At 69.9% G+C, this 16,387-nt stretch carries 16 protein-coding genes; 7 read left to right on the top strand and 9 right to left on the bottom strand.

All coding sequences use genetic code 11. The annotated features are described in order from the left end of the window. The first annotated feature begins 123 nt into the window (after positions 1 to 123). A complete protein-coding gene (locus ACAX67_RS04035) occupies positions 124 to 366 on the top strand; it encodes a hypothetical protein (RefSeq protein ID WP_370702524.1) in 243 nt (80 codons plus the stop codon). Continuing rightward, on the top strand, positions 356 to 835 hold the full coding sequence (locus tag ACAX67_RS04030; RefSeq protein WP_370702523.1) for an SRPBCC domain-containing protein: 480 nt from the start codon (positions 356 to 358) through the stop codon (positions 833 to 835). Before ACAX67_RS04035 ends, ACAX67_RS04030 begins: the two co-directional genes overlap by 11 nt. On the opposite strand, the gene ACAX67_RS04025 is transcribed toward ACAX67_RS04030, so the two are convergent. The 4 genes from ACAX67_RS04025 to ACAX67_RS04010 are packed head-to-tail and all read right to left on the bottom strand — an operon-like array spanning position 832 to position 4,529. Continuing rightward, positions 832 to 1,821 carry a sulfate/molybdate ABC transporter ATP-binding protein gene (locus ACAX67_RS04025; protein WP_370702522.1) on the bottom strand — a complete coding sequence of 330 codons (990 nt, stop codon included), beginning with the start codon at positions 1,819 to 1,821 and terminating at the stop codon, positions 832 to 834. The genes ACAX67_RS04030 and ACAX67_RS04025 overlap by 4 nt on opposite strands. After that, positions 1,818 to 2,633: a sulfate ABC transporter permease gene (locus ACAX67_RS04020; protein WP_370702521.1), complete on the bottom strand. Its 816-nt coding sequence runs from the start codon at positions 2,631 to 2,633 to the stop codon at positions 1,818 to 1,820. The genes ACAX67_RS04025 and ACAX67_RS04020 overlap by 4 nt, the downstream gene beginning before the upstream one ends. Further along, a complete protein-coding gene (gene cysT / locus ACAX67_RS04015; protein WP_370702520.1) occupies positions 2,626 to 3,474 on the bottom strand; it encodes a sulfate ABC transporter permease subunit CysT in 849 nt (282 codons plus the stop codon). The genes ACAX67_RS04020 and cysT overlap by 8 nt, the downstream gene beginning before the upstream one ends. Before the next feature lie 8 nt (positions 3,475 to 3,482). Further along, positions 3,483 to 4,529 carry a sulfate ABC transporter substrate-binding protein gene (locus ACAX67_RS04010; RefSeq protein ID WP_370702519.1) on the bottom strand — a complete coding sequence of 349 codons (1,047 nt, stop codon included), beginning with the start codon at positions 4,527 to 4,529 and terminating at the stop codon, positions 3,483 to 3,485. Between the two features lie 383 nt (positions 4,530 to 4,912). On the opposite strand from ACAX67_RS04010, the gene ACAX67_RS04005 reads away from it, so the two are divergent. Beyond that, positions 4,913 to 6,880 (top strand): 2-oxoacid:acceptor oxidoreductase subunit alpha, encoded by a 1,968-nt coding sequence (locus tag ACAX67_RS04005; RefSeq protein ID WP_370702518.1) that lies wholly within the window; start codon positions 4,913 to 4,915, stop codon positions 6,878 to 6,880. Between the two features lie 10 nt (positions 6,881 to 6,890). Further along, entirely contained in the window at positions 6,891 to 8,000 is a 1,110-nt protein-coding gene (locus ACAX67_RS04000) for a 2-oxoacid:ferredoxin oxidoreductase subunit beta (protein WP_370702517.1), read from the top strand. A gap of 80 nt (positions 8,001 to 8,080) precedes the next feature. Here the strand turns inward: ACAX67_RS04000 and ACAX67_RS03995 are convergent, their stop codons facing one another. Continuing rightward, the gene (locus tag ACAX67_RS03995) at positions 8,081 to 8,497 is read right to left on the bottom strand and encodes a hypothetical protein (RefSeq protein WP_370702516.1); all 417 of its coding nucleotides are present in this window, start codon (positions 8,495 to 8,497) and stop codon (positions 8,081 to 8,083) included. A gap of 119 nt (positions 8,498 to 8,616) precedes the next feature. Here ACAX67_RS03995 and rarD point away from each other — a divergent pair, with 119 nt between their 5' ends. Genes rarD through ACAX67_RS03980 form a run of 3 tightly spaced genes read left to right on the top strand, consistent with a single transcriptional unit; the run spans position 8,617 to position 10,341 of the window. Next, positions 8,617 to 9,573, top strand: coding sequence for an EamA family transporter RarD (gene rarD / locus ACAX67_RS03990; protein ID WP_370702515.1), 957 nt, complete (start codon positions 8,617 to 8,619; stop codon positions 9,571 to 9,573). Further along, positions 9,563 to 10,018 carry a hypothetical protein gene (locus ACAX67_RS03985; protein ID WP_370702514.1) on the top strand — a complete coding sequence of 152 codons (456 nt, stop codon included), beginning with the start codon at positions 9,563 to 9,565 and terminating at the stop codon, positions 10,016 to 10,018. Before rarD ends, ACAX67_RS03985 begins: the two co-directional genes overlap by 11 nt. Then, positions 10,015 to 10,341 (top strand): transcriptional regulator, encoded by a 327-nt coding sequence (locus tag ACAX67_RS03980; protein WP_370702513.1) that lies wholly within the window; start codon positions 10,015 to 10,017, stop codon positions 10,339 to 10,341. Before ACAX67_RS03985 ends, ACAX67_RS03980 begins: the two co-directional genes overlap by 4 nt. Here the strand turns inward: ACAX67_RS03980 and ACAX67_RS03975 are convergent. The 4 genes from ACAX67_RS03975 to nuoL are packed head-to-tail and all read right to left on the bottom strand — an operon-like array spanning position 10,325 to position 16,387. Beyond that, positions 10,325 to 11,356 (bottom strand): polyprenyl synthetase family protein, encoded by a 1,032-nt coding sequence (locus tag ACAX67_RS03975; RefSeq protein ID WP_370702512.1) that lies wholly within the window; start codon positions 11,354 to 11,356, stop codon positions 10,325 to 10,327. The genes ACAX67_RS03980 and ACAX67_RS03975 overlap by 17 nt on opposite strands. After that, complete coding sequence (gene nuoN, locus ACAX67_RS03970) at positions 11,353 to 12,945, bottom strand: NADH-quinone oxidoreductase subunit NuoN (protein WP_370702511.1); 1,593 nt, start codon at positions 12,943 to 12,945, stop codon at positions 11,353 to 11,355. Before nuoN ends, ACAX67_RS03975 begins: the two co-directional genes overlap by 4 nt. Beyond that, positions 12,945 to 14,471: an NADH-quinone oxidoreductase subunit M gene (locus ACAX67_RS03965; protein WP_370702510.1), complete on the bottom strand. Its 1,527-nt coding sequence runs from the start codon at positions 14,469 to 14,471 to the stop codon at positions 12,945 to 12,947. The genes nuoN and ACAX67_RS03965 overlap by 1 nt, the downstream gene beginning before the upstream one ends. Beyond that, a complete protein-coding gene (gene nuoL / locus ACAX67_RS03960; protein WP_370702509.1) occupies positions 14,471 to 16,387 on the bottom strand; it encodes an NADH-quinone oxidoreductase subunit L in 1,917 nt (638 codons plus the stop codon). The genes ACAX67_RS03965 and nuoL overlap by 1 nt, the downstream gene beginning before the upstream one ends.

Here is a 16,387-nt window from a genome sequence, read left to right as displayed (position 1 = left end):
TGGTGTGCCCGAGAGCGGCCCGGCGGTGACCGGACCGGCTCCCGACGCTAGACGGGCGCGGCGCCTGACGAATCAGCCCAACGGGCTAATTGTTGGGCTTCCCAACGCCTTATGGTTCGGATCATGAACCGGGTGATCACGATCCTGCTCTCCGTCCTCGTCGCGCTGGTCGCGGTCAACGCGGTCCTGGTCTGGCACGCCGGCCAGCAGGCCCACGAGGATGCCGAGCACGCCCACGACGACGCCGTGAAGCAGTCGTGCATCCAGAAGGCGGAGGCCACCGGGATCGTCGTGCTCCTCGGCGGCCAGCCGGACAAGCGGCTGGGCGCAGCGCAGACCCTGGCCAACCAGCTCGATGCGTGCTGAGCCCCGCGCGATCGTCGACATCGAGGCGCCGCTGGAGCAGGTCTGGGCCGTCATGCTCGACACCGAGGCGTACGGCGACTGGAACCCCTTCGTCTTCCGCGCCGAGACTCCGCAACCTGCGGCCGTCGGCAACCCGATCGTGCTGCACGTGCGGTGGGCGGGCGGCCGGACGACGCGCTCGCCCGAGGTGATCACGGCCATCGACCCGCCGACGACCGATGCCGACGGCGTCACGACGGCTCGCCTCTCCTACGTCTACGCCGGCCTGCCCACCCGGCTGCGGCTCATCCGGGGCACCCGGCACCAGCGGCTCGTCCGGAGACCGGGCGGCCCGACGACGTACGACACGGTCGAGGAGTTCAGCGGACCGGCCGTCCGCCTGGCGGGGCCCGACCGCGTCGCCGAGGGCTTCCGGCGCCATGCGGAAGCCCTCAAGCGACGCGTCGAGGCCCTGGTCGGACCCTCCTAGACGGCGACCATCGCCGGCACCGTCACGGCGCCGACGGCGGCCGTCAGCCACACCTTGGAGCCGAGCTCGACGTCGAGCGAGCGCGCGTGGCTGCGCGAGAGCACCACTGAGACCGGCTCCGCCCCCGCACCGAACTCATCGTCGAGCTGCACCTGGAGGCGGACCTCGAAGCCCACCCGCAGCACCCGCGTCACGGTGCCCGGGAAGGCCCCGGCCCGGCCCGGCGTGACGGCGACCTCGACGTCGTGCGGCCGCAGTCGCACCGGACCCAGCCGGGTCACCTCGCCGAGGAAGCCCATGACGAAGTCGCTCGCGGGCTCGTCGTAGAGCTGGTCGGGCGTGCCGATCTGCTCCACGCGGCCCTGGTTGATCACGACGATCTCGTCGGCGACCTCCATCGCCTCCTCCTGGTCGTGGGTGACGAACACGGTCGTCACGTGGACCTCGTCGTGGAGGCGGCGCAGCCACTCGCGCAGCTCCTTGCGGACCTTCGCGTCGAGCGCGCCGAACGGCTCGTCGAGCAGCAGGACCGAGGGCTCGACGGCGAGCGCCCTGGCCAGCGCCATGCGCTGCCGCTGACCACCGGAGAGCTGGGACGGCATCCGGTCCGCGAACTGCGACAGGTGGACGAGCTCGAGCAGCTCGCCGACCCTGCGCTTGACCTCCGCCTTCGGCGTGCGACGGATCTCCAGCCCGAACGCGACGTTCTTCGCCACCGTCATGTGCTTGAAGACCGCGTAGTGCTGGAAGACGAAGCCGACGTTCCGCTTCTGCGGCGGGAGCTTCGTGGCGTTGACCCCCTCGATCGCGACGCTGCCGGTGTCGGCGGTGTCGAGCCCGGCGATGATCCGCAGCAGCGTCGACTTCCCGCCGCCCGACGGCCCCAGCAGGGCGGTGAGCTGACCGGTGGGAAGCGAGACGCTGACGTCGTCGAGGGCGTAGAAGTCGCCGTACTTCTTGGTCACGTTGGTTACTTCGATGCTCATTTGAGGTGACCTTCCTTGGGTCGGAGCAGGGAGACCACGACGATGCAGAGCACGCTGATGAACGCCAGCACGAACGCGATCGAGTAGGCGCCGGGCTGGTCGAAGCTCTGGTACTTCGACTCCACGAGCAGCGTGGCGGTCTGGGTCTGGTTGATGACGTTGCCGGACACGACCTTCACCGCGCCGAACTCGCCGAGGCTGCGCGCGAGGCTCAGGACCACGCCGTAGACGACGGCCCAGCGGATGGACGGCAGGGTGATCCGCCAGAAGGTCTGGCGGAAGTTGGCACCCAGGCTGCGTGCCGCCTGCTCCTGGTCGTCGCCGATCTCCTGCAGGACGGGCACGACCTCGCGGATGACCAGCGGCAGCGCGACGAAGCAGGTCGCCATGATCATGCCGGTGCCGCTGAAGATGATCCGCAGGCCCCACTCCTCGACGGTCGGACCGAACCAGCCGTCACGGCCGTTGTAGACCAGGAGCAGGGCGAGTCCGACGACGATCGGCGAGACCGACATCGGCAGGTCGATCAGTGCGGACAGCAGCCGCTTCCCCGGGAACTCGTAGCGCACCAGCAGGATCGAGATGGTCACGCCGAAGACCAGGTTGATCAGCACCGCCTGGACGGCGATCTCGAGGGTCAGCAGCAGCGCGTGCACGGTGGCCGGCTCGGAGAAGACGTCGAGCAGGGGCCCGACGCCGTCGGAGAAGGCCGTCTTGATGATCGTCTCGACCGGCCAGGCGACCAGGAAGAAGACGTAGCCGACCGCGATCACGCGGAGCAGCCACTTCACAGGGGTGGAGACCTCAAGCACGGGAGCTCACCCGCCTCTGGATGATGTCGAGCAGCACGATCACGACGAAGGCGACGAGGAGCATCAGGCTCGCGACCGCCGCGGCGGACGCACCGCTGCCGTTCTCGATGTGGGTGAGCACACGGACCGACACCACCTCGGTGTGGAAGGGCTTGTTGCCGCTCAGCAGCACCAGCGAGCCGTACTCCGCGATCGCCCGGGCGAACGAGAGCGCCGCACCGGCGGTGATCGCCGGCACCAGACTGGGAAGGATGACGCGACGGAAGATCGTGCCGCGGCTCGCGCCGAGCGACGCGGCCGCCTCCTCGACGTCGTGGTCGAGCTCCTCCAGCACCGGTTGCACCGTGCGTACGACGAACGGCAGGGTGACGAAGGCGAGCGCGAGGGTCACCGCGTTGCGGGTGTAGGCCCAGTGCAGGTCCAGCGGGCTGTTCGGCCCGTAGAGGCCGAGCAGGACCAGACCGGCGACGATCGTCGGCAGCGCGAACGGGATGTCGATGATGACGTCGAGCAGCCGCTTGCCGAAGAACCGGTCGCGCACCAGCACCCAGGCGATGACCGTGCCGACGACGATGTTGACGAGCGTCACGAGGACGGACTGTCCGACGGTGAGCCGGACGGCCGCCATGGTCTGCGGGTTGGTGATGGTCTGCCAGTAGCCGGACCAGCCACGGTCACTGGCGGACACGACGACGGCCGTGAGGGGGATCAGGACCAGCAGGCTGAACCAGACGATCGAGATCCCCAGCGCGAGCGACGAACCCGGGGTCAGGGTCGTGCTGCGACCCGCCCGACGCCGAGGCGTCGGGCGGGCCGGAGCATCGAGCGATGCAGCAGTCATGCGGGCTGTCAGTCGTCCTGGGCGTCGGTGCCCGACTTCTGGATCAGGTCGATGATGATGCCGAGCGGCTCACCGTCCTCGCCGTCGGCGAAGAACTTGTCGGCAGCCTCGCTCCAGCCACCGAGGTCACCGTCGATCGTGAACAGCTTCGCCGGGGCGGGGAACGGGTCGGACGGGTCGTTGGCGCCCTCGACCTCGGGCACCTCCACGCCGTCGACACCTGCGACCGGGCGGAAGCCGTACTTCGCGTAGATCTCCTGGCCGTCGGCGCTCTCGAGGAAGTCGAGGAAGTCCTGCGCGCCGTCCTTGGCGTCGACCGTGACGGCCGCGGGGTTCTCGATCAGCAGGGTGTCGTCCGGGATGACGTAGTCGATGTCGGAGTCGTTCTGCTTGGCGAGGATCGCCTCGTTCTCGTAGGTGATGAGCGCGTCCTGGTCGCCCTCGAGGAACGCCGAGGTCGCGTCGCGGCCGCTGGCAGGGAGCACCGGGGTGTTCGCGAGCAGCTTGGCGACGTACGCCTTGGCCTCGGCGTCGGTCCCGCCGTTGCCCACGATGTGCTCCCAGGCGGCGAGCATCGACCAGCGCGCCGCGCCCGAGGAGCCCGGGTTGGCGGCGACCACGGTGGTGCCGTCCTCGACCAGGTCGTCCCAGCCGGTGATGCCCTCGGGGTTGCCCTTGCGGACGGCGATCACGACGACGGAGCTGGTGGCGATGCCCTTGGTCGGGCCCGACTTCCAGTCGTCGGAGACCAGACCGGCGTCGACCAGGCGGGTCATGTCGGTCTCGAGCGAGAAGTGCACGACGTCGGCGTCGGCCCCGGCCTCGACCGCACGGCTCTGGTCGCCGGACGGACCGTAGGACGGCGCGAACTCGACGTCCTTGCCGGCGTCGGTGTCCTGGAAGGCGGAGAACTCCGCGTTGTTGGCCGTCTCGAGGACGGAGAACCCGACGAGCGAGAGCGTGTCCTTGGAGCTGGTGCCGCCGGCGGACGTGCAGGCGGTCAAGGCCAGTGCCCCGGTCAACCCCACCACCGCTGCCTTGAGCGTCTTCTTCATGACTTCACTTCCTTGTCCCGACCGATGCCCCGGTAGGCACGGCCTTCATCGTGAATGACAGGTAGATTACTAGACTTTAGTGAGTCAATACGCAAGTCCCGCGTGTCGGACCGGGATCTCGTGCGCGCTCGGCGAGCCCGGGTGTGTGAGCGAGGTCACCCGGCGCCCGCGCCCAGGGGCTGGCGAAGAATCGGTCGCGCTCCGATCGCGGACTATCGTTGGGGGGCGTGCCGGGAGTGCGCGGGCGAGACTTCGGACACGTGTCCAGCAGAAAACTGGAACACGTTCTAGAATCGGGACGAGGTGCGCCGCGGCGCCGCGACACCTACGAACCTCAGCGCACGACGCCCTGACACCGGGGCTGTAGGGAAAGTGGATCGAACGTGAGTCAGACCAAGCAGGTCAAGCAGCTCGACCGGGTGATCATCCGGTTCGCCGGCGACTCCGGCGACGGCATGCAGCTGACCGGTGACCGGTTCACCCAGGAGTCGGCCGTCTTCGGCAACGACCTGGTCACCCTGCCCAACTTCCCCGCCGAGATCCGCGCCCCCCAGGGCACGCTGCCGGGCGTGTCGTCCTTCCAGGTGCACTTCGCGGACCACGACATCCTCACCGCCGGCGACCGGCCCGACGTGCTGGTGGCGATGAACCCGGCCGCGCTGAAGGCCAACCTCGGCGACCTCCCCAAGGGCGCGGCGATCATCGTGGACACCCACGACTTCACCAAGCGCAACCTCGACAAGGCCGGGTACGACGTCAACCCGCTCGACCTGCTCGGCGATGCCAACGACCCCCTCGGCGAGTTCCAGGTGCACGCCGTCGACCTGACCGGCATGACGGTCGAGGCGGTCAAGGAGTTCGGCCTGTCCCGCAAGGACGCGGCGCGGGCGAAGAACATGTTCGCCCTCGGCCTGCTGTCGTGGATGTACGGCCGCCCGACCGAGCCGACCACGAAGTTCCTGGAGTCGAAGTTCAAGAAGAGCCCCGACATCCTCGGCGCCAACCTGGCGGCCTTCAAGGCGGGCTGGAACTTCGGCGAGACCACCGAGACGTTCGTCGTCCGCTACGAGATCAAGCCCGCAACGCTGCCGGCCGGCGCCTACCGCAACATCACCGGCAACCTCGCCCTCTCCTACGGCCTGATCGCGGCCGGAGTGCGCTCCGGACTGCCGGTGTTCCTGGGGTCCTACCCGATCACCCCGGCCTCCGACATCCTCCACGAGCTGTCCAAGCACAAGGCGTTCGGCATCACCACGCTTCAGGCCGAGGACGAGATCGCCGGCATCGGCGCCGCCATCGGCGCCTCCTTCGCCGGCTCGCTCGGCGTGACGACCACGTCAGGACCGGGCATCGCGCTGAAGTCCGAGGCGATCGGCCTCGCCGTGATGACCGAGCTGCCGCTGCTCGTGATCGACGTCCAGCGCGGCGGTCCCTCCACGGGTCTGCCGACCAAGACCGAGCAGGCCGACCTGATGCAGGCCATGTACGGCCGCAACGGCGAGGCACCCGTCCCGATCGTCGCTCCGCAGTCGCCCGGCGACTGCTTCGCCGCCGCCGTCGAGGCCGCCCGCATCGCGATCACCTACCGCACCCCGGTCATGCTGCTCTCCGACGGCTACCTCGCCAACGGCTCCGAGCCCTGGCGCATCCCCGACGTCGACGACCTGCCCGCCATCGACCCCGACTTCGCCACGGGCCCCAACCACGCCTCGGCGAAGTCCGAGGGCGGGGAACCGGACGAGTTCTGGCCCTACCAGCGCGACGCCGAGACCCTCGCCCGCCCGTGGGCGATCCCCGGGACCGCCGGACTGGAGCACCGCATCGGCGGCCTGGAGAAGGGCGACGGTCACGGCAACATCTCCTACGACCCCGCCAACCACGACTTCATGGTCCGCACCCGCCAGGCCAAGGTCGAGGCGATCGCCAAGTCGCTGCCCCCACTCGAGGTCGAGGATCCCTCCGGCGAGGCGAAGGTCCTGGTCATCGGCTGGGGATCGACGTACGGTCCGATCGGCGCGGCCTGCCGGCGCGTGCGCCGCGCCGGCTACCACGTGGCCCAGACGCACCTGCGCCACCTCAACCCCTTCCCCCGCGACCTCGGCGAGATCCTGCGCCGTTACGACAAGGTCCTCGTCCCCGAGATGAACCTCGGCCAGCTCTCCAAGCTGCTGCGCGCCGAGTACCTCGTCGACGCCGTCGGCTACAACCACGTCTACGGGCTGCCGCTCAAGGCCGCCGAGCTCGCCGAGGCCATCGGTCAGCTGGTCGGGCAGGCCGAGGGCATCGACGTCGAGCTGGGCCAGCACGGACTCAACCCCCCTGCCGACCACGAGGAGGCACCCCTGTCATGAGGACACAGCGATGAGCACCACCACCGACCTGGGCACTCCGGCCCTCCGCTCGGGCACCGAGCTCGTCCCCCGCCACGACGCCGGGGACCCACCCCAGACCGGCAAGAGCTTCACCAGCGACCAAGAGGTCCGCTGGTGCCCCGGCTGCGGCGACTACGCCGTGCTGAAGGCCGTGCAGTCCTTCCTGCCCGACCTCGGCCTGCGCCGCGAGAACATCGTCTTCGTCTCCGGCATCGGCTGCTCGTCGAGGTTCCCCTACTACCTCGACACCTACGGCATGCACTCCATCCACGGCCGAGCGCCGTCGATCGCGACCGGCATCGCCACCGCCCGTGAGGACCTCTCGGTCTGGGTCGTCACCGGTGACGGCGACGCCCTCTCCATCGGCGGCAACCACCTGATCCACGCGCTGCGCCGCAACGTCAACATGACGATCCTGTTGTTCAACAACCGGATCTACGGCCTCACCAAGGGTCAGTACTCCCCCACCAGCGAGGTCGGCAAGGTCACCAAGTCCACCCCCGTCGGGTCGCTGGACCACCCGTTCAACCCGGTCTCCCTGGCCCTGGGCGCGGAGGCCAGCTTCGTCGCGCGCACCATCGACTCCGACCGCAAGCACCTCACGGCCGTCCTCGCAGCCGCAGCCGCCCACCGCGGCACCTCGTTCGTGGAGATCTACCAGAACTGCCCGATCTTCAACGACGGCGCCTTCGACGCGATCAAGGACAACGAGACCAAGGAGCACGCGATCATCCCGCTGGTCCACGGCGAGCCGATCACGTTCGGCAGCCGCGACGCGGCCACCGGTCGCGGCGACAAGGCGCTCGTGCGCGCGGCCGGCGGTGTCGAGGTCGTCGACACGGCCTCGGTCACCGACGACCAGCTGCTGGTCCACGACGCGCACCACCCGGACCCGTCCACCGCGTTCGCGATCTCGCGCCTCACCGACGCCGGATACCTCAACCGCTCGCCGATCGGCATCTTCCGCCAGGTGGAGCGGCCGACCTACGACGACCAGGCGCGCGCCCAGGTCGCGGACGCCCAGGCCGCCGTCGAGGGCACCGACCACGACCGGCTGACCCGGCTGCTCAACGCCGGCGACACCTGGGCCGTCGGCTGACCGACGCCCCCTGACGCCACGGGCAACGACGAATAAGGGCCCCGCCGAGTCGGCGGGGCCCTTCGTCGTACGTCGGAGCGTCAGCTCGTGACCGTGCCACCCGCGACCGGGCTGTAGCTGGCCGCGTAGCCGTTGCCCTTGGGCACCTTCACGCGGAAGCGGTGGGTGCCGGTCCTGAGGAACTTGCGGAAGGAGTACTGACCGCGGTCGTTGGTGCGGTTGCGGTCGATCGTGCGGAACACGCCGTTGCGCTTCTTCTGCAGCATGACCGGCTTGTGCTTCCACGCGGTCGCCTTGCCGCCGATCTTGACGTAGACACCGCGCGTGGTCGCCTTGGTCTGCTTGATCCAGATGGTGACCGGACGCTGCGGCAGCGCGCGGTCGGAGACCGACGTGCGGTCGCGGCTGCCGGCCTCCGCGTGCGCCGGCGCGACGGTCGGTGCGACCAGCAGCACAGCGGTGATGGCAGCGATGAACATTCCGAGAATGCGTGGCATGAAGCCCCCTAGAGCCGAGAAGGTGATGATCAGCCCCCTTCCTACCCGGCCGACCGCCCGCGAAACAACTCGACGGGCCCCGCATGGTGTCATGATCGTCGAGGCCGTACGCTTGTGACATGGTGGAGTCGCGGCGCGGGCTGCTGTTCGGGCTCGCGGCCTACGGCCTCTGGGGCGCCTTCCCGCTCTACTTCCCGCTCCTCGAGCCGAGCGGGCCCGTCGAGATCCTCGCCCACCGCATCGTGTGGTCGGCCGTGGTCATGGCGGTGCTCGTCGTGGCGCTGCGCCGACGGGCGGCGCTGCGCGAGCTGCTCCGCAGCCGTCGTACGACGTTGCTCCTCATGCTCGCCGCAGCGACGATCACCTCCAACTGGGGCACCTACATCTACGGCGTGAACTCCTCCCGGGTGGTCGAGACCTCTCTCGGCTACTTCATCAACCCACTCGTCACGGTGCTGATGGGCGTGCTGGTCCTCGGCGAGCGACTGCGGTCGGTGCAGTGGACCGCTCTCGGCATCGGCTTCGCCGCCGTGCTCGTGCTGACCCTCGACTACGGGCGGCCGCCGTGGGTGGCGCTGGTGCTCGCCTTCTCGTTCGGCACCTACGGCCTCGCGAAGAAGCAGGCGTCGGTCGGGGCGATCGAGAGCCTCGCCCTCGAGACGTCGCTGATCGCACCCTTCGCCCTGGCCTACCTGGCATGGCTGGCCACGACCGGCGACGCGCACTTCTCCTCCGAGGGCCCCGGTCACGCGCTGCTCCTGATGTCGAGCGGAGTCGTGACCGCCATCCCCCTCCTGCTCTTCGGCGGCGCCGCCACCCGGCTGTCGATGACGTCACTGGGTCTGCTGCAGTACCTGGCCCCGGTGATCCAGTTCGGCCTCGGCATCACCGTGCTCGGCGAGCACATGCCGCCCGGCCGGTGGATCGGCTTCGTCCTGGTCTGGCTCGCGCTGACGATCTTCACCTGGGACGCGGTCCGGGAGCGACGACGGCAGACCGCGTCACTGACGCACGCGACCGGCCAAGTACTTGACGACTTGGAAAGCACTCGCAATACTTGCCGTCATGGAAAGTAATGCTGACGCCGCCGATGCTCTGCGCCAGGCCGAGCGAGCGGCCGCGGCGCCCTACATCGACTACCCGCCGACGCCGGCGTGGTACCCGCCGGCGACCGGGCTCTGGGCCGCGGCGTTCTGCCTCGCGACGGCCATCCCGTCCGACGACCCGACGCGGGCCGCCGCGCTCGGCCTCCTGGTGGTGCTCGAGCTCGGCTTCGTGGCGTGGTACCGCCGCTACCGCGGCACCTGGCCCCGTGGCCGGGCTCCTCAGGAGGTCCGCAGCGTGATGCGGGCCTTCGTCGTCGGCGCGGTCGCCGTGGTCGCGCTGGTCGGCGCCCTGCTGTGGCGCACCACGCCCTGGCTCTCCGCGGTCGTCGCCCTCGTCGTGGTCACCGCGGCGATCGCACTCTACGAGCGTGCCTACTCCTCGGCCGCCGCCCGGGCGCGAGCGCGACTGGCATGAGCCAGTTCGGGCTCGACCCGGTGATCCACGCGCCGAAGCGGCTCGCCGCCATGGCGCTGCTGTGCAACGCCGTCGACGCGGACTTCGCCTTCGTCCGCGACCACCTCGACGTCAGCGCGTCCGACCTGTCCAAGCAGATGGCCGAGCTCGCCAGGGCCGGCTACGTCGACATCCGCAAGCAGGGCCGCGGTCCGGGCGCGTCGACGACCTACCGGATCACCCGCGCGGGGCGGCGCGCCTACCAGGCGCACCGGGCGGCGCTGCGGGCGATCCTCGCGACGGACGACGAGGGCGTCGCGGGGCCGGCTACGCCGTCCGCGTAGCGACCACGTCGGCGAACGCCTCGAGAGCGTCGCGCACCGAACCCTCCGGCAGTGCGGTCAGCAGCTGCTTGGCCTCCTCGGCGCGCGCGATGACATAGGCACGGGCCTCGTCCATCGCCGGGTGCTTGCGAAGGAGGTCGAGGGCCTCGGCGTGCAGGGCGTCGTCGTCGAGGTCGGCGCCCAGGAGCTCCAGCAGCCGGGCGTCCGCCGGGTCGGTGGAGGCCTGGGCCATCAGCACGGGCAGCGTCGGGACACCTTCGCGCAGGTCGGTGCCCGGCGTCTTGCCCGACTCCTCGGTCTCCGAGGCGATGTCGAGGATGTCGTCGGAGAGCTGGAACGCGGTGCCGACGAGCTCGCCGTACTGCGTGAGCGCCTCGACCACCTCCGGCGCCGCGCCGCTGAACATGGCGCCGTAGCGGGCCGACGTCGCGATGAGCGAGCCGGTCTTGCCCGCGACGACCTCGAGGTAGTGCTGCAGGGCGTCCTCCCCGGGGCCGGGCTCGACCGTCTCGAGGATCTGGCCCTCGACCAGGCGGGTGAAGGTCTCGGCCTGGATGCGGACGGCCTCGGGGCCCAGCTGGGCGGTCAGCTCGGAGGACTTCGCGAAGAGCCAGTCGCCGGTGAGGATCGCGACCAGGTTGTCGTAGCGCGAGTTGGCGGAGTCGGCGCCGCGGCGCAGGGCCGCCTCGTCCATCACGTCGTCGTGGTAGAGCGACCCGACGTGGGTGATCTCCACGACGCACGCGGCGGTGCGGACCTCCTCGGCGTCGGGACGGTCACCCGCCTCCGCGGCCAGCAGCACCAGGAGCGGTCGGAACCGCTTGCCACCGGCAGCGAGCAGGTGGCGCGCCGCCTCGGTGACGTACGGCGCCCGGCTGCTTGCGTGCTCGAAGAGCGCTGCCTCGACCGCTGTCATCCGGTCGCGCAGGCGCGCGGCCAGGGCGTCGTCGGTGATCGGCAGCGCCAGCTCGGCAGGGCTGGGCGGCGCCTTCCGGGCCGGCGAGTCGGAGTTCACCTGATGAAGTCTCCCGCATGCACCACCAGGTCGAGCACCGGGCCCGGCACAACACCGAGCACCAGGGTGGCCGCCAGGCAGATCGCGACGGTGCCCAAGGTGAGCACCGAGGCCTCGCTGACGGCGGCGGTCGTCCCCGGCTCGGGGTCGGTGAAGAACATCAGCCGGATGTGTCGGACGTAGAAGAAGATCGCGATGATGCTCGACACGATCGCGACCAGGACGACCCACCAGAAGCCCGCGGACATCGCCGAGGTGAAGACCGCCCACTTGCCGATGAAGCCCGCCGTCAAGGGGATCCCGGCCATCGACAGCAGGAAGAAGGCGAACGCACCCGCAACCACCGGCGAGCGCTTCCCGAGGCCCGCCCAGGCCGCCGTGCTGGTGGCCTCGCCACCTGCATCGCGGACGACCGTCACCAGCGCGAAGGCGCCGACCGAGGCGAAACCGTAGGTGGTGAGGTAGAAGAGCACGCCCTCCAGCGAGGAGTACTGGCCGTCGGCCAGCTGTCCGGCGCCCTGCGCGCCGATCACGCCGGTCAGCAGGAAGCCGGTGTGGGCGACCGCCGAGTAGGCGAGCATGCGCTTGACGTCGCTCTGCACCATCGCCAGCACCGCGCCGAGCAGCATGGTCGCCACCGCGACGACCGAGAGCATCGGCTGCCAGCTCCAGCGTTCGCCGCCGAAGGCGACGTAGAAGAGGCGCAGCAGCGCGCCGAACGCGGCGGCCTTCGTGCCGGCCGACATGAAGGCGGTCACCGCCGTGGGGGCGCCCTGGTAGACGTCGGGCGTCCAGGCCTGGAACGGCGCGGCGCCGACCTTGAAGAGCAGGCCCACCGCGAGGAGCGCGATGCCGGCGAGCAGCAACCCGTGCTGCTCGCTGTCGCCGCGCACCGCCTGGTCGATGGCAGCGAACGAGACCGAGCCCGCGTAGCCGTAGACCAGCGCGGCGCCGTACAGGAAGAAGGCCGAGGAGAACGCGCCGAGCAGGAAGTACTTCAGCGCCGCCTCCTGGCTCAGCAACCGGCGCCGACGCGCCAGCCCGCAGAGGAGGTAGAGCGGCAGCGAGAGCACCTCGAGCGCGACGAACATGGTGAGCAGGTCGCCCGACGCCGGGAAGAGCAGCATGCCGCCGATCGCGAAGAGCACCAGCGGGTAGACCTCGGTGTGGTCGAGGCCCTTGGTGGCGGCGACCCGCTCGGCCTCGGTGCCCGGCAGCGCTGCGGCCTGCCCGGCGAATGCGGACAAGCCGCCCTCGAGCCGGCGCTCGGCGAAGAGCGCGACGCCGAGGATGCCGAAGATGAGCAGCAGCCCCCACAGGTAGAGGGTCGGTCCGTCGATGATCACGCTGCCCTCGGCGCCCACCAGACCGCGCGCGCCGTCGCCGACCTTGTCGACGTCGGTCGCGACCCAGATGGTCGCGCCCAGGGCGGCGACCAGGCCGAGCAGGGACACCGCGATCTGGGGCACCCGGCGCGACTCCCGCGGCAGGAACGCCTCGACGAGCACGCCGATGCAGGCGGTCCCGAAGACGATGAGCATCGGGAGCAGCTCGAAGTACTCGAGGTGCGGCTTGCTGAAGTCGGGCATCAGTTCGCGTCCTCCGTCTCGGCGTGGACCTCGGTCGCAGGAGGCACGTCGGGGGCGTCGTCGACGACGCCCACGTGGGCCAGCAGGTCGCTGGTGAAGGGGTTGGCCGCGTCGAGCAGCGGGCCCGGGAAGAAGCCGAAGAGCAGCAGGGCGACCATGAGCGGCGCGACGGCACCGATCTCCCGGACGCCCAGGTCCGCGGTGCCCTCGACCTCGGGCGGCGTCGGTCCGGTCATGGTGCGCTGGTACATCCAGAGCACGTAGATCGCGGCGAGGACGATGCCGGTGACGGCGATCGCGCCGACGTACCAGGCGTAGTCGAACGCCGAGATCAGCACCAGGAACTCCGACACGAAGGAGCTCAGCCCCGGGAGACCGAGGGTCGCGAGACCGGCGACGAGGAACAGACCGGCCAGGACCGGCGTGGCCTTCTCGAGGCCACCGAGCTCCCGGATCGACCACGTGCCCCGGCGCTGGTGGATGTAGCCGGCGATCAGGAACAGCGCGGCGGTGCCGACGCCGTGGTTGACCATGTAGAGGATCGCGCCGGAGCTGCCCTGGCTGCTCATGGCGAAGATCCCGAGCGTGATGAACCCGAAGTGGCTCAGTGACGTCAGGCCGATCAGGCGCAGCAGGTCGTCCTGCCCGATGGCGATCAGGGCGCCGTAGACGATCGAGATCAGCGCGAGGGTGACCACGACGGGGGTCGCCCACTGCGACGCCTCCGGGAAGATCCCGAGGCAGAAGCGCAGCATCCCGAACGTGCCGATCTTGTCGAGCACGCAGACGAGCAGCACCGAGGTGCCGGGCGTCGCCTTCTCGGTGGTGTCCGCCAGCCAGGTGTGCACCGGGAAGAGCGGCGCCTTGATCGCGAAGGCGGTGAAGAAGCCGAGGAAGAGCCAGCGGCCCGCGTCGGTGCCGATGTCGAGCGAGGCGAGGTCGGACAGCAGGTAGGAGGGCTTTCCCTGCTCCGCCGAGACGACGTAGAGCCCGATGACCGAGGCCAGCAGGATCAGGCCGCCCGCGAGCTGGAACATGAGGAACTTCAACGCGGCGTTGCCCCGGCCCTCGCGGCCGAAGCTGCCCACGAGGAAGTACGCCGGGATCAGCGTCGCCTCGAAGACGACGTAGAAAAGGAACACGTCGGTGGCGCAGAAGACCGCGAGCGAGAGCGCCTCGAGCGCCAGTGCCCAGGCGACGTACGACCGCGCGCCGCCGCCGCTCGGGTCGTCGGCCTGGTGCCACTCCGCGACGAGCACGAGCGGCACGATCGCGACGGTCAGCAGCACCATCAGCAGGCCCAGGCCGTCGAGGCCCAGCGCGTAGTGGACGCCGAACGCCTCGATCCAGGTGTGGGTCTCGGTGAGCTGCATGCCCCCGTCGACGTCGTACTGGAAGGCGGCGACGACGGCGACGACCAGCGTCGCGCCCGCGACCCCGAGGCCGAGGACGCGGCTCAGGTTCTTGGGCGCCGCCGCGACGGCGATCGCGCCGGCGAGGGGCAGCCAGATCAGCAGGCTGAGCATCAGAGGTTCACCGCCACCAGGGTCAGGACGAGGACCAGGGCGCCCCCGAGGACGGACAGGGCGTAGGAGCGGACGTAGCCGGTCTGCAGCCGGCGCAGGCCGTGCGCGACACCGCCCAGCGTCAGGCCTCCCCCCGTGAACGCGCCGTCGACGAGGCCCTTGTCCGTGGCGACCAGACCGGTCACCAGGCGGCTTCCGGGACGCACGACCAGGGTGTCGTTGATGGCGTCGCCGTAGAGGTCGGCGCGCGCGGCGCGGGTGACGAAGGAGACGTCGGTCGGCGCCTCACGCGGGACGTCGCGCTTCTGCACGAAGAACCAGGCGAGCGAGACGCCCACCGCGACCACGACGACGACGAGCAGGCTGATGACGAGCGCCGGCAGCGGCGGCTCCTCGTGGTCCGCGTGACCGACGACCGGGCTGAGGAAGTCGACGATCCAGTCACCGGCCAGCAGCACGCCGCCGAGCACCGACAGCGCGGCGAGCACGACGAGCGGACCGGTCATCACCCAGGGCGACTCGTGGGGGTGCACCCCGTCGGCCCAGCGCTTCTTGGTGAAGAAGGTGAGGAACATCAGCCGCGTCATGTAGAAGCCGGTGATGCCGGCTCCGAGCATCGCGCACAGGCCGACCCAGATGTTCTCGGTGAGCGCGACCTCGATGATCTTGTCCTTGGAGAAGAAGCCCGAGAAGCCGGGGAACCCGATGATCGCGAGGTAGCCCATCGCGAAGGTCAGGAAGGTCACCGGGACCATCTTCTGCAGTGCGCCGTAGTGGCGCATGTCGACGTCGTCGTCCATCGCGTGCATGACCGACCCGGCGCCGAGGAACATGTTGGCCTTGAAGAAGCCGTGGGTCAGCAGGTGGAAGATCGCGAACGCATAGCCGGCGACGCCGAGGCCGGCGCCGAGCATCATGTAGCCGATCTGGCTCATGGTCGAGCCGGCCAGCGCCTTCTTGATGTCGTCCTTGGCGCAACCGAGGATCGCTCCCCACAGTAGCGTGACCGTGGCGACGACGACGACGGCGGTCTGGGCGTGCGGCGCGATCTCGAAGATGAAGTTCGACCGGGTCACGAGGTAGACCCCTGCCGTCACCATGGTGGCCGCGTGGATCAGGGCCGAGACCGGGGTCGGACCCTCCATGGCGTCGAGGAGCCAGGCCTGGAGCGGCACCTGGGCGGACTTGCCGCACGCGCCGATCAGGAGCAGCACGCCGAGCCAGTTGAGCGTGGTGGCCGAGGCGCCGTGGGCGTCGGCGCTGATCACGGTGAAGCTGGTCGAGCCGAAGGTCACGAACGACAGGAAGATCGCCAGGCTCATGCCCATGTCGCCCACGCGGTTGATGACGAACGCCTTCTTGGCCGCAGCGGCGGCGGAGTGCTTGTGCTGCCAGAACCCGATCAGCAGGTACGACGCCAGGCCGACGCCCTCCCAGCCGAGGAACAGGCCGACGTAGTTCTCGGCGAGGACCAGCATGAGCATCGCCGCGACGAACAGGTTGAGGTAGCCGAAGAACCGGCGACGGCGCGGGTCGTGCGCCATGTAGCCGATCGAGTAGATGTGGATCAGGGAGCCGACGCCGGTGATCAGCAGCAGGAAGAGCGCGGAGAGCGGGTCGTAGAGCAGGTCCATGCCGACATGGAGACCGCCCACGTCGATCCAGTCGTAGAGGTGCTGGGCGACCTGACGGTCACCCTCGTCGCGGCCCAGCGTGGTGAAGAAGCACACCAGGCTGATGACGAACGAGCCGATCGGCATCAGGGTGCCGAGGTAGTGGCCCCACTTGTCGGTGCGCCTGCCGCCCAGCAGCAGGATCGCGGCGCCGGCCAGCGGCAGCGCGATGATCAGCCACAGCAGCGAGAAGACGCCGTCGGCGTCGCCGGGCGCGACCACGGGGATCGAGAGTGCAGACAT

The organism is Nocardioides candidus (assembly GCF_041321175.1).
Taxonomy (GTDB): Bacteria; Actinomycetota; Actinomycetes; order Propionibacteriales; family Nocardioidaceae; genus Nocardioides.
Note: the sequence above shows the minus strand (reverse complement) of the source record. Positions and strands in the feature narration are given on the sequence as shown.